The following is a 13,486-nucleotide window of genomic DNA, read 5'->3' as shown; positions in this document are numbered from 1 at the left end:
CGGTGCGGTCCGCCGTGCGCCAGTACCCACAACCGCGTTCAGGCCGGGTAGAGCGCCGCAGCCCAGCGGCAGAAGGTCTGCACCGCGTCATTGCGTCCCGCCCCGTCGGCCTGCACCATGTAATGCGCGCCACTTATGGGCAAGCGGTGCGGCAAGGGCGCTACCAGTTGGCCGGAATCGAGAAACGGCCTGGCGAAACTCTCCAGAACGATCATGGCGCCGCCGCCCGTGGTCATCGCCCAGAGCGCGAGCAGCGATGAATCGTAGCGGGCACGCTGCGGCGGGGCCGGGAGGGCGAGGCCGAAATGATCCGACAGGCGCTGCCACTCGGTCTCAAACCCGATCACATGGTGCAGGCAGGCAAAGGGGAAGTCGCGGATGTCCCGGCGCCCCGCCAACCAGGCGGTGTCGGCAGGATGGCAGACGACGATCGCGGATTCATGGGCCAGCAGTTGAACCGCACCCTCGGGCCAGTCGCCGTGCCCCCAGCGGATGTCGACATCGCTGTTGCCGGCTTCAAAACGATCGGACCAGACGAAGGTGGAGAGTTGGATGTCGATCTCTGGATGGGCCTGCCGAAAATCGGCCAGCCGGGGCGCGAGGATCAACGCCGCCCAAGTGATCGAGGCGCGCACCCGCACCACCCGCCGCGATGGGCGCGCGAAGAGACCGTCCGTCGCCCGCTGCAACTCGGCGAAGGACTGACGCACCGGCTGGGCATAGGCCTGGCCGATATCCGTCAGCGCAACGCCGCGCGGCAGCCGCTCGAACAGCCGCGCGCCGACATGCTTTTCCAGCAGGCGGATATGCTGGCTGACGGCCGCTGCGGTCAGGTTCAGCTCAGCGGCCGCGGCGGTGAAACTGCCATACCGCGCCGCCGCCTCGAAGGCGAGCAGCCAGGTCGGGTGCGGTGTTTTCATGAGATCTTACCGTCAATTAAAATGACCCCAATACCTGAAAAGATATTCTTTGTGTTGTCAATTTCCGAGCAATACCCTGCGCATGAACCACGGCCGGAAAAGAGCGACATCGATGTCAGACCGGAAGGAATGGAACCACGTCCCCGACAGCCTGCCCATTGAGATTGCGCCGGTCTGGCGCTGGCCGCTGAACCTCGCAGCGATCTTTCGCTGGTATGTCGGAAGCTGGCTGCCTGTCTCAATCAATCTCGTCATCGTGGGGCTGGCCTTCGCGGCTTATGCCTTGGCCAGCCCCACGCTTGCCCAGGCGAAGGAGCCCGGGCTATGGATCGTGTTGATCTGGCTACGAAACTTCGGCCTGACGGTAGTTGTAGCGCAGGGGCTGCATCTTGTTTTTCACCGCCACCAGTTGCAGGGCACCGACAAGAAGTTTGATCCGCGCCCCTACCCGCGCAAGGGGCGCGCCTTCAGTTTCGACAGCCAACTGGCCGACAACGTGTTCTGGTCGCTGGCTTCGGGCGTAACGATCTGGTCGGCATACGAGGCGCTGGTCTGGTGGGCGATGGCCAATGGCTATGCGCCGACTCTAACATGGTCCGGCCACCCGGTCTGGTTCGTCGGCCTCTTCCTGTTGATCCCGATCTGGGAGAGTTTCTACTTCTACTGGATTCACCGGCTGCTCCATACGAAGCTCCTTTACCGCATCCACGCGCTGCATCACCGCAATATTGATGTGGGGCCGTGGTCGGGCCTTGCGATGCACCCGGTTGAACACATTTTCTATTTCGGAACCGCGCTGGTCCATTTCGTTGTTCCGTCCAGCCCGGTGCATCTTATCTGCCACCTGATGTTCTATGGCCTTTACGCCATTACCACCCATACCGGGTTCGAAGGGCTCTGGCTGGCCGGGCGCAAGCGCGTCGACCTGGGCACCTTCCACCACCAGCTTCATCATCGCTACTTTGAGGTGAACTACGGCACGCTGGAAGTGCCATGGGACAAGTGGTTCGACACCTTCCACGATGGCACTGAATCGGCAAAGGCACGGATGAAGGCGCGTCTTGCCGCGCGGCGCCGGCTATAGGTCACGCCGGCGGAAGGGGCACGTGATATAAGTCCTCAGGCAGGTTTACGCCGCAGACCGCCCTAGCCCCCGATCTCTTTACCGCAAGGCCGGCGAGGCGCTGGGTTATGGGCTGGGCAGCCTGTTCGCGCTGATCGATCCCGCACCGGTCGCCATGGTCGGCGTCAGCGCCGCCGCCTTCGACCTGATCGAGCCGGCGTTGCGCGAGGCCATCGCCCAGACCGCCGGCGGCCAGCATTCGGAATCGATTTCCTTCGACACCGAGCCGAACGAGCTGCCGCTCATTCGCGAAGGCTGCGCCATGCGCGCATTGACTTTCGTCGACCAGGAGATTTTCGCGCTGAGCGTGCAAGTGAGAGGGAGTGCCGGGAAGAGCGTTGCCTGAAACCGCGCAACGCCTTGCACTCCGGGAAACGCATGGCCGGACGCCATGACTGCGCGTCCCAACTGCTTGACTGGGCGTCCCAAGCTATTGACGGCTTCGATGACAGTGACACCCATGCCGTGCGATCGGTGTGACGCCGACGCTGGGGGGAGTGGAAAGTTCGACACCGGTTCAGATGCGCAAACCCGACAGCACGCTCGACATGGCAACGGCACAGCGAGTTGAATGGCCATTTCCGCGAGGCGAGGCATGTTTCGCTGCACTCGCGCTGGCTGAGCGGCGCTTTAATCCTCGCGGATCGCGTAGCCCGCGCCGCGGATGGTGCGGATGACGTCCGGCATGCGGCCATTGTTGACCGCCTTGCGCAGCCGACCGACATGCACGTCCACGGTGCGCTCGTCGATGTAGATCGTCTCGCCCCAGACATTGTCGAGCAGCTGGCTGCGCGAGAACACCCGGCCGGGATGGCGCATCATGAATTCCAACAGCCGGAACTCGGTCGGTCCGAGCCGGATCTCGCTCTTCTTGCGATAGACCCGGTGCGATTCGCGGTCGAGCACGATGTCGCCGACCTTGAGCACGCTGGACAGCACTTCCGGCTTGGCGCGGCGCAGCAGCGCCTTGACCCGGGCCATGAATTCCGGCGTCGAGAACGGCTTGACCAGATAATCGTCGGCACCGGTCGAAAGGCCGCGCACGCGGTCGCTCTCCTCGCCGCGCGCCGTCAGCATGATGATCGGCAGCCTCTCGGTCTCGGGCCGCATTCGCAGGCGCCGACAGAGCTCGATGCCGGAAACCGCCGGCACCATCCAGTCGAGCACCAGGAGGTCGGGCACGTTCTCCTGGAGGCGGATCTCGGCTTCGTCGCCGCGTGTCACCACCTCGACCTGGTAACCTTCCGATTCCAGATTGTAGCGGAGGAGCACGCCGAGCGGCTCCTCATCCTCCACCACCATGATGCGTGGCGCGATCATCGATTGATCATCCCTGCCGTCAAGCCGCCGGCACCGACATCGCCGTCTCGTCCTGCTTCGGACGGTTGGCGGGCAGTTGCGTGCCGGTCAGCACATAATACGCATTCTCGGCGATGTTGGTCACATGGTCGCCGATGCGTTCGAGGTTCTTGGCGCAGAACAAGAGATGCGTGCAAGCCGTGATGTTGCGCGGATCCTCCATCATGTAGGTCAGGAGTTCGCGGAACACCGAGGTGTATTTGACGTCGATGCGTTCGTCGTCGTTCCTGAGCTTGGCGAGTGCGGCGGCATCGCCGGCCGCATATTCCTCGACCATGCCCTGCACCTGGATCAGCACCAGCTGCGCCATGGAGTCGATCGAGTGCGACAGGTCGCGCGGCGTGGCGGTGAGGCCGACGGAGCCGACGCGCTTGGCGATGTTCTTGGCAAGGTCGCCGATGCGCTCGAGATCGCCCGCCATGCGGATCGAGCCGACGACATGGCGCAGATCGTCGGCCATCGGCTGGCGCTTGGCGATCAGGGTGATGGCGCGGTCGTCGAGTTCGCGCTGGCGCGCGTCCATGATGGCGTCGTCGGAGACGACGCGCTGTGCCAGCGCGTTGTCCGAATTCAGCAGCGCCTTGGTGGCGCCACCGACCATCGTGCCGGCGAGATCGCCCATGTCGCTGATCAGCCTGCTGATCTGTCCGAGATCCTCGTCGAAGGCTGCGACTGTGTGTTCGGCCATGATCCTGGTCCTCGTATGCGTGAGATCAGCCGAAACGGCCGGTGATGTAGTCCTGCGTGCGCTTCTCGCGAGGCGACGTGAAGATCTTCTCGGTCTTGTCGAATTCGACCAGTTCGCCCAGATACATGAAAGCCGTCTGCTTCGAGACGCGCGCGGCCTGCTGCATGTTGTGGGTGACGATGACGATCGTGTAGTCGGCCTGCAACTCGTCGATCAGTTCCTCGATCTTGGCGGTGGACAATGGGTCGAGCGCCGAGGCCGGCTCGTCGAGCAGGATGACTTCCGGCTTCACCGCCACGGTGCGGGCGATGCAAAGCCGCTGCTGCTGGCCGCCCGACAGGCTGAGGCCGCTGGCGTTCAGCTTGTCCTTGACCTCGGTCCACAGTGCCGCGCGCTTCAGCGCCTGTTCGACACGGCCGTCCATCTCGGCCTTGCTGATCTTCTCATAGAGCCTGACGCCGAAGGCGATGTTCTCATAGATCGACATCGGGAATGGCGTCGGCTTCTGGAATACCATGCCGATCTTGGTGCGCAGCAGGTTGAGATCCTGCGAGCGGTCGAGAACGTTTTGGCCGTCGAGCAGCACCTGACCCTCGGCGGTCTGCTTGGGGTAGAGCTCGTAGATGCGGTTGAAGACGCGCAGCAGCGTCGACTTTCCGCAACCCGACGGTCCGATGAAGGCCGTCACGCTGCGCTCGGGCAGCGACAACGTGATGTCCTTCAGCGCCTTCGACTGGCCGTAGTAGAAATTGAGGTTCTTGACCTCGATCTTCGCCTTGGCGGCTGCCTCGGTGGCAATCGTCATGTCTGGAGACAACATCTGGCTCATTTGTCCTCTCTGCGTCCGGTCAGGCTGCGCGCAAAGATGCTGAGCGCGAGAACCGTCAATGTGATTATGAGTGCGCCGGTCCAGGCCAGCTGCTGCCATTCCTCATAGGGGCTGAGAGCGAACTGGAAGATGGTGACCGGCAGGCTGGCCATCGGCGCGTTGAGATTGCTCGACCAGAACTGGTTGTTCAGCGCGGTGAAGAGCAGCGGCGCCGTCTCGCCGGAGATGCGGGCGATCGACAGCAATATGCCGGTGACGATGCCGGAAAGTGCGGCACGGTAAGCCACTGATTTGATGACCACCCAGCGCGGCGCGCCGATCGCGGTGCCGGCTTCGCGCAAGGCGTTCGGCACCAGGTTGAGCATGTCCTCGGTGGTGCGCACGACCACAGGGATGACCAGGATGGCCAGCGCGACGGCGCCGGCGATCGCCGAGAAATGCCCCATCGGCCGCACCATCAATTCGTAGACGAACAGGCCGATGATGATCGACGGCGCCGACAGCAGGATGTCGTTGATGAAGCGCACCACGGTGGTGAGTTTCGAGAAGCGGCCGTATTCGGCCATGTAGGTGCCGGCCAGAACACCGATTGGCGTGCCGACGATAACGGCGATGACCGTCATCACCACGCTGCCATAGATAGCGTTCAGCAGGCCGCCGGCATCGCCGGGCGGCGGCGTCATCTGCGTGAACACATCAAGCGAGAGCCCGGCCGCGCCTTTGTAGATCAACGCGCCGAGGATCAGTGCCAGCCAGGCAAGCCCGATGCCCGCGGCGGCGACGCACAGCGTCATCATCACCGAGTTTCTGGCCTTGCGGCGGCTGTGAAGCGACGAGGCTGTCGACATCGGTCAGGCTCCGGTGCGGGCGTCGATGCGCATCAGCATGTAGCGTGCGATCGCAAGGATGAGGAAGGTGATGACGAACAGGATCAGGCCGAGCGCCACCAGCGAGGACGTGTAGAGGTCGCCAACGGCTTCGGTGAATTCATTGGCGATGGTCGCGGAGATTGTCGTTGCCGGCGCGAACAGCGAGGTCGAGATGCGGTGCGCGTTGCCGATCACGAACGTCACCGCCATGGTTTCGCCAAGCGCGCGGCCAAGGCCGAGCATGACGCCGCCCATGATGCCGATTCGGGTGTAAGGGATGACGACGCGACGTGTCACTTCCCAGGTCGTGCAGCCAATGCCGTAGGCGGACTCCTTCAGCACCGGCGGCACCGTGTCGAACACGTCCTTGGTGATCGAAGTGATGAAGGGCAGCACCATGATGGCGAGGATCAGCGACGAGGTCAGCAGGCCGATGCCGTAGGGCGGACCGGCAAACAGGCTGCCAAGGCCGGGAATGCCATGGAAAACGCTGATGGTGAAGGGCTGCACTGTCGTCTGCAGGAACGGCGCCAGGACGAACAGGCCCCAGATACCATAGATGATCGAAGGAATGCCGGCCAGCAATTCCACCGCCATGCCGATTGGGCGCCGAAGGGGGCGCGGGCAAAGCTCGGTGAGAAAAATGGCAATGCCGATGCCGAGCGGCACGGCGATCAGGATGGCGATGGCCGATGTGACAATGGTCCCATAGATAGGCGCCAGGGCGCCGAATTTTTCCGTCACCGGGTTCCAGCTCTCGCTGGTCAGAAACGAGAAGCCGAAGGTCGACAGTGCCTGCCAGGAACCGGCAAACAACGAGATGGCAACGCCGCCAAGCAGCACCAGCACGAGAATGGCGGCGGCGCGGGTCAGCCCATGGAAGATCGAATCGGTTAACGCGAAACGTCTGACGATGGCGTCGCGCGAGCCCTTGATGGCTGGCAAGGCTTCCTGGACAGCACTCATGTCAAGCTCGGCTCTTTGTGTTGAGAAAAAGGAGCGCCGCGTGAAGCGGCGCTCCTTCGGGTGATGTTACTCGCCTGCGTAGACCGGCTTGCCGTCGGCCTGGATGTCGGCCTTCCACGAAGCCTTGATCAGGTCGACGACGCTGTCGGGGATCGACACGTAGTCGAGCGCCTTGGCGGTTTCCTTGCCGTCCTTATAGGCCCAGGCAAAGAACTTCAGCGCTTCGCCGGTGGCGGCGGCATCGCTCGGAGTCTTGTGGATCAGAACCCAGGTGGAAGCCGCGATCGGCCAGGTGGTGTCGCCAGGCTCGTTGGTGATGATGACGTTGAAGTTCTTCGCGCCCTTGAAGTCGGCATTCGAAGCGGCGGCGCCGAAGGATTCGAGCGACGGCTCGACGACCTTGCCGGCTGCATTCAGCATCTTGGAGTAGGAGAGGTTGTTCTGCTTGGCATAGGCGTACTCGACGTAGCCGATGCCGCCGTCGGTCTGCTTGACGGTGTTGGCAACGCCTTCGCTGCCCTTGGCGCCGACGCCGGTGGGCCATTCCACGGCAGTGTCCGAACCAACCTTGTCCTTCCAGTCGGGCGAGAGCTTCACCAGGTAGTCGGTGAAGTTGAAGGTGGTGCCCGAGCCGTCCGAACGATGCACGACGGCGATCGCGGTCGACGGCAGGGTGAGCGAGGGGTTCAGCGCCTTGATCGCGGCGTCGTCCCAGGTGGTGATCTTGCCCATGTAGATGTCGGCCAGCGCCTTGCCGTCAAGCACCAGTTCGCCCGGCTTGATGCCGGTGAGGTTGACGATCGGCACGATGCCGCCCATCACCATCGGGAACTGCACGAGGCCGTTCTTTTGGAGGTCGGCGTCGGACATCGGCTTGTCGGTGGCGCCGAAGGTCACGGTCTTGGCGATGACCTGCTTGATGCCGCCGCCGGAACCGATCGACTGATAGTTGAGGCCGATGCCGGTGTCCTTCTTGTAGGTGTCGGCCCACTTGGCGAACACCGGATAGATGAAAGTGGAACCGGCGCCGGAAAGGTCAGCTGCCATTGCCGCGGAAAGGGTGATGGTGGACGCCGCAGCCATTGCAATCGCAACGGCCGCCGAGCGGATGAAATGTCTCATGTGGCCTGCTCCTGTTCGGAAGATGGTCTCTCGGCGCCATTTCCTCCGGCGCCCGCTGAGGCCAATAGCCTTCGATTATAACAGTCGCATGACAGTTTCATGTCAGCCCGGTAACGCGTCGCCCGGACCGAGAAAGGCGCCGATGTCGGGCGCCCGCGGCGCGGTCCGGGTTTACCGCCGGAATCAGGGGCTTGAGCCGTCCGACGGCTGGAATGACCCGGGATTCGACCGGGCGTTCCCAAGTGAAAAAAATCCGGACGGGAGCGCGTTGCTCGCAGCCAGAGCGTGTCATGGCCGGGCCATCGCCAAAAACAGGTCCGTTGGGGTAGAGTGACGCTGTTTCTTGCAGGCGGTCGCTGCTCCCGCCCGTAACCGAGAAGGGCGGAATTCGATTTTGCTATTGTCCCGGCTCGGCATCGCCTTGGATATGGTGCGATCGCACCATATCCATTGCACGCAGGGGTGGCAGCAAATCTGCAGCTGATTCCCTCGATTTTGTCTCGCCGGATCCTGCAATCCCGGCGACGCGGGTGCTAGCCCGCGTTGCGATGGACCTGACGGCCGGCGCCGACCCAGCGCTCGACCTTCTCGAGCAGAGCCCTGGGGCTGATCGGCTTGGGCAGATAGTCGTCCATGCCCGCCTCCAGGCAGCGTTCGCGGTCGCCCTTGAGCGCATGCGCGGTGACGCCGACGATCGGCACATGCGTGCCGGTCTCCTGCTCCAGCAGGCGGATCGCGGCCGTCGCTTCGAGACCGCTCATCTCCGGCATGGAGACGTCCATAAGGATCATGCACGGATTGAGCGTGCCGAAGGCGTCGAGCGCCTTGCGGCCATTGGCGACGATCTCGAAACCGTAGCCGGTCTCGCCGAGGATCTGGGTGAAGACCATCTGGTTCACCTCATTGTCCTCGGCCACGAGGATATCCAGCCTTTGCCCGCCGCCGGTGGCAGGCAGCCTGGGACGAACCGGCGGCAGCTGCAGCTGCGCACGCTGCTCGGCTATCGCCAGAGGGGCCCGCGGGGCAATCTCGAGCGTCTCGCCCGCTAGTGGCTGAACGGCCTGGCCGCTGGTGGCGTGGCGATGGCGCTGGATGGTCGCGACCAGGGTTTCCAGGAGCGCCGAAGAGCGCGCCGGCTTGATCAGCTGCGCGTCGATGCCGAGATCGCGGTAGCTGGTGTTGGCAAGCGACTGGTCGACCGAGGTCAGCATGATGATCGGCGTATCCGCGAGGCCCTCGGTGTTGCGCACGATGCGCGCCATTTCGGCGCCGCTCATTTCAGGCATCTGATAGTCGAGCACGACGCAATCGACCGCCACGCCATAGGCCGCCGCGGCGATCAGCACCTTGAGGCCTTCTGCACCGCTTTCGGCCGCGCAGGAATCGAACGTCCACGAGGTCATCTGCTCGGTCAGGATGGCGCGGTTGACGGCATTGTCGTCGACGATCAGCACGCGTGCGCCCGTCACGTCCACCGGCGTGATGCGCTGTCCGTTCTGTTGCCCGGCCCCAGGCAGCGTCACCGTGAACCAGAAGGTCGACCCCTTGCCTTCGGCGCTCTCGACGCCGATGTCGCCACCCATCAGGTCGACCAGCCGCGAGGTGATGGCAAGGCCAAGCCCGGTGCCCTCGTGGCGCCGTGTCGACGACGTGTCGACCTGGCTGAATTTCTCGAACACCAGTTTCAGTTTTTCCTCGGGGATGCCGATGCCGGTATCGGTGACCGAGATCGTCAGCCTGGTTCCCGCCGGAACCCGTTCGCCTGTCACATCGACCAACACGTGGCCTTCTTCTGTGAACTTCACCGCATTGCCGAGCAGGTTGGTGACGATTTGCCGGATCCGGCCGACATCGCCGATGAACAGGCTTTCGAGCCGCGGCTCGATGCGCACGATGAGCTCGAGATCCTTTTCCTTGGCCCGTGTCGACACCAGCGTCGCCACGTCCTCGATCGCCTCGGCGAGATTGAAAGGCGCCGGGTCGAGCACCAGCTGGCCGGCATCGATCTTGGAGAAATCCAGGATGTCGTTGATGATGGTCAGGAGCGCATTGCCCGATTTGACGATGATGTCGGTGAATGTCTTCTGTTTCGGGTCGAGATTGGATTTGGCCAGGAGTTCAGCCATGCCCAGCACGCCGTTCATCGGCGTGCGGATCTCGTGGCTCATATTGGCGAGGAATTCCGACTTGGCGCGGTCGGCGAGCACGGCGCGCTGGCGCGCCTCGCTGAGCTCCGCCTCGCGCTGCTTGAGCTCCGTGATGTCCGTGGTCGAACCGATCAGGTAGAGCGAACCGTCCGAGGCGATCATAGCGCCCTTGCGGGCGAACTGATGCCTGACGCTGCCGTCGGGAAGGCGCACCGTCTCCTCGATCTCCTGGGTCTCGCCGGTACGCAGCACGGCGAGATCGCTGGCCACGAAGGCCTCGCCATCCGGCCCGAAGATTTCGACGTCGGTCTTGCCGATCGCCTCCTGCTTGCTGAAGCCGGTGAGGTCGCACCAGCCCTTGTTGACATAGAACTGCCTGAGATCGGAGCGCTTGGCGTAGATCGACACCGGTACATTGTCGATCAGGCTGCGGAACACCTCGTTCTCGCGCATGCTCTCTTCCAGAGCTTGCTCGCGTGCCTTGACGTCGGTGATGTCGGTGCTGGAGCCGACCAGATGCACCGATCCGTCCGTGGCCACCAGACGGCTCTTGCGCGTCATCAACTGCCGCACGGTTCCGTCACGATGGGTGACGGGCTCCTCGACCTCACGCACACTGCCGTTCGTCACGACATCGGTGTCGTCCTGGCTGAAGCCCTCTGCTTCCTCGCCGCTGAACAACTGGCGGTCGGTCCGGCCGATGACATCGTCCTTGGCGAGACCGGTCAGCGCGCACCAGGCCTTGTTGACGAATTCGATGCTCAGGTCCTGCGCCTTGATGAAGGCGGCTACCGGCAACTCGTCCATGACATGCCGGAAGAGATCGATCTGGCGCATCGAGTGATGAAGCGCAGCCTCGCGACTCTTCAGGTCGGTGATGTCGACGCGCACGCCGATGAACGTGCCGTCGTCGGTGCGCATGTCATAGACCTGGTACCAGCGTCCATCCGAATTGAGGCGCTCATAGGAGGAATTCGGCAGACGGTAACGGGCCAGGATGCCGTCAAGCCAGCGTTCGGAATCGACTTCGTACAGGCTGTCGATCCCAGGATCGCCGCTCGAACGGAAATAGCCGACCGAATGGCCGAACTCCAGCGCTTCGCGGATAGTGCGGCCGGGCTGCCAGAAGGGCTTCAGCGCCGGCAGCGTATTCTGCAGCCTGTGGTTGGCGAAGACGAACTTGTCGTCCCGATCGTAGATGATAACGCCGGCCGGCAGCGATTCAAGCACGTTGGCGAGATGCTTCCGCGCTTCCTGCGCTTCGGTCTCGCGCCGCTTCATGTCGGAGATGTCGAAGAGAAAGCCGGCTACATAGTCGCGGCCGCTTGCCATGCGGACGCGGTTCTTCCTGACGATGCGCGAACGGCTGGCGCCGCCCGCCTCGAAGTTTTCCTCCACTTCATATTGCCGCCCGCTGGCCAGCACCTCACGTTCGCTGCTTTCGAACAACGCGACGTCGGCCGGCCCGAGGAAATCGCTCCCCGGTTTGCCAAGCATGGCTTGCGGCGCCTGCTTGAACAGCGCCGCGAAGGCCTCGTTGACGAAGACGAAGCGCAAATTGTCGTCCTTGACGAAGATCGGATCCTCGACGGCGTTGATCACGGTCTCCGCCAGCCGCGCCTTTTCCAGCGCTTCGGCAAGTTCGGCCTCGCGGTCCTTCATGTCGGTGACATCGACATAGCAAATGAGCAGCTTGCCGCCGGCCAGCGGCGCCATCGACGCGATCAGCGTCCCGCCGTCTTTGCGCGGGAACTGCCACGATCCGGCGGTGCCGGCTCTGATTTCGGCCTCGCGCTCGGCGACATGCCGCTGCCATGTCGCGTCGTCCGAGCCATAGGGGTCGGTGTCGCGGCTCGCGTTCATCAGATCGCGGAAGCTGCAGCCGGTCTCGGCGTCCTGGGCGTCGATCTGCCAGAAATCGTAGAAGGCGCGGTTGATGACCTCGACACGCATGGCGGCATCGAGGACGAGAACGCCGATCGGCATCTGATCGACCATGGTGCGGAGGTTGGCAAACGTCTCGGCGATCTTGGCGTTGGCGTTCTCGATCTCGGCGTCACGGCGCTTGATTTCGGTGACCTCATAGTAGGTCAGCAGGCGTTTGCCTCCCGACAGAGCGGTGACGGAGAACATCATGGTCCGTCCGTCGGCGCGGACAAACTCCCGAGGTGCGACGGTACCGGCCCTGATCTCCTCGACGCGGGTGGCGAGGTAGCGCCGCCATTGCTCTTCGTCGATGTCGCCATAGATGCCATTGCGGCGGTTGAGTTCCATCAACAGACTGAACGGAGCGCCGACGGTCACGGCCCCATCCGGAATCCCGGAGAGATCGCGATAAGCCTTGTTGACGATCAGCGTGTCGAGCCTGGCATCCAGAAGTACGACGCCCATATGCATGGCATCCATCGTCCGCTCGAGATCGCCAAGATGCTGGACGGACTCGCCGTCAGCTGGCGGTTCCATGGCCTCGAAGGCGCTGGCCAGCGCGGTGACGTTGCGGCCTATGCCGCGATAGCCGGCGAATTTTCCGTCGCTGTCGAAACGCGGGAAGCCTGACGTCAGCACCCAGCGGCAGTCGGGGCGGCCACCCTTCAGTTCGTAGACGAAGTCGCGGAACGGCCGGTGCGCCTGCAAATCCTCCAGATGCGCTGCCGCGCTGCGGTTGCCCTTCAGGACCTGATTGAGAAAATCGAAGCGGAACCGGCCAAGCACATCAGCCGGATCGATACCAGTCGCCGCCTGGTAGTCTTGTGAAAGCCAGGAAAAGCGAAGTTCCGCGTCGGTTTCCCAGGTCCAGTCCGAAGCCGCTTCGACGAGCTGGCGAAGCGCGCCGGCGCAATCCATGTCGACGCCGGACGATCCATCGCCGCCATGCGCGGCTGCCTTGCCGGGCTCGCGCTTGCCGCGCGCGCCGATTGCTTCGTCCGATTCCGCCATGCTGTCCCCACCCCGAAAATCAAGGTCGAACCTTCCCTCCGCGGTTCGTCGGCGAAATGTGCCGCAGAAGCATTAACGATCCGCTAACCTTAACGGCGCAACGGGCCGGTTCCTTCTGCGTTATTCCGTCCGGTTGTGGCGCGCAGCGAGGCCGCGCTATAAGCATGTGCAGGGGTGTTGCTAATGTATGGACGGATTGTGCCTTTCTTGCTGGGCGTGGCGCTGCTTTTCAGCGGCGGCTGCTCGCGCAGCTATGACGGCACGGTCATTATCCCGCGGCCGCTCGACGCCCGGCGGATCTGGGACCGGCCGCCGCCCAATGTCGATTACCAGCCTCAGGTGGACAATGGCGCCTTTCCGGGGCCACCCCAGCCACCCGGACGGGTTTCCGAGCGCAAGGTCCTGAAACCTGCGCCGCATAGACGGCATCCGACCAGGGCGTCGCCGCCGCCTCCCCCGTCATCGGGTCCCGAAAAACAACTCGCATGCCGGAACGTGAGCGCACCCGGCCATAGGGTTCGCATGG

9 protein-coding genes and 1 pseudogene are annotated in these 13,486 nt (G+C 63.4%); 2 read left to right on the top strand and 8 right to left on the bottom strand.

What is annotated here, in order from left to right; genetic code table 11:
• Window positions 1–38: 38 nt before the first annotated feature.
• Window positions 39–920 (bottom strand): LysR family transcriptional regulator, encoded by an 882-nt coding sequence (locus tag LB543_RS21795; protein WP_224615511.1) that lies wholly within the window; start codon window positions 918–920, stop codon window positions 39–41.
• 112 nt (window positions 921–1,032) lie between these two features.
• Between LB543_RS21795 and LB543_RS21790 the strand changes: the two genes are divergently transcribed.
• Window positions 1,033–2,004, top strand: coding sequence for a sterol desaturase family protein (locus tag LB543_RS21790; RefSeq protein ID WP_224615510.1), 972 nt, complete (start codon window positions 1,033–1,035; stop codon window positions 2,002–2,004).
• Window positions 2,005–2,056: 52 nt separating this feature from the next.
• A pseudogene (locus LB543_RS21785) lies at window positions 2,057–2,389 on the top strand (sugar kinase); the annotation flags it as partial.
• Window positions 2,390–2,673: 284 nt separating this feature from the next.
• On the opposite strand, the gene phoB reads toward LB543_RS21785, so the two are convergent.
• From phoB to LB543_RS21750, 7 genes are all read right to left on the bottom strand, one after another.
• Complete coding sequence (gene phoB, locus LB543_RS21780; protein ID WP_010911896.1) at window positions 2,674–3,363, bottom strand: phosphate regulon transcriptional regulator PhoB; 690 nt, start codon at window positions 3,361–3,363, stop codon at window positions 2,674–2,676.
• 19 nt (window positions 3,364–3,382) lie between these two features.
• Window positions 3,383–4,090, bottom strand: a complete 708-nt coding sequence (phoU, locus tag LB543_RS21775; RefSeq protein ID WP_224615509.1) for a phosphate signaling complex protein PhoU — start codon at window positions 4,088–4,090, stop codon at window positions 3,383–3,385.
• 25 nt (window positions 4,091–4,115) lie between these two features.
• The gene (pstB, locus tag LB543_RS21770; RefSeq protein ID WP_140809650.1) at window positions 4,116–4,919 is read right to left on the bottom strand and encodes a phosphate ABC transporter ATP-binding protein PstB; all 804 of its coding nucleotides are present in this window, start codon (window positions 4,917–4,919) and stop codon (window positions 4,116–4,118) included.
• Complete coding sequence (gene pstA / locus LB543_RS21765) at window positions 4,916–5,767, bottom strand: phosphate ABC transporter permease PstA (RefSeq protein ID WP_140809652.1); 852 nt, start codon at window positions 5,765–5,767, stop codon at window positions 4,916–4,918. Before pstA ends, pstB begins: the two co-directional genes overlap by 4 nt.
• 3 nt (window positions 5,768–5,770) lie before the next feature.
• Window positions 5,771–6,754: a phosphate ABC transporter permease subunit PstC gene (pstC, locus tag LB543_RS21760; protein ID WP_224615508.1), complete on the bottom strand. Its 984-nt coding sequence runs from the start codon at window positions 6,752–6,754 to the stop codon at window positions 5,771–5,773.
• 66 nt (window positions 6,755–6,820) lie between these two features.
• Window positions 6,821–7,876 carry a phosphate ABC transporter substrate-binding protein PstS gene (pstS, locus tag LB543_RS21755; RefSeq protein WP_140754551.1) on the bottom strand — a complete coding sequence of 352 codons (1,056 nt, stop codon included), beginning with the start codon at window positions 7,874–7,876 and terminating at the stop codon, window positions 6,821–6,823.
• A 533-nt stretch (window positions 7,877–8,409) separates the two neighbouring features.
• Window positions 8,410–12,960, bottom strand: a complete 4,551-nt coding sequence (locus LB543_RS21750) for a PAS domain-containing protein (protein WP_224615507.1) — start codon at window positions 12,958–12,960, stop codon at window positions 8,410–8,412.
• Window positions 12,961–13,486 lie beyond the last annotated feature (526 nt).

Source organism: Mesorhizobium sp. ESP7-2, assembly GCF_020164715.1.
Lineage (GTDB): Bacteria > Pseudomonadota > Alphaproteobacteria > Rhizobiales > Rhizobiaceae > Mesorhizobium.
This window is presented reverse-complemented; position numbering and strand designations above follow the sequence as displayed.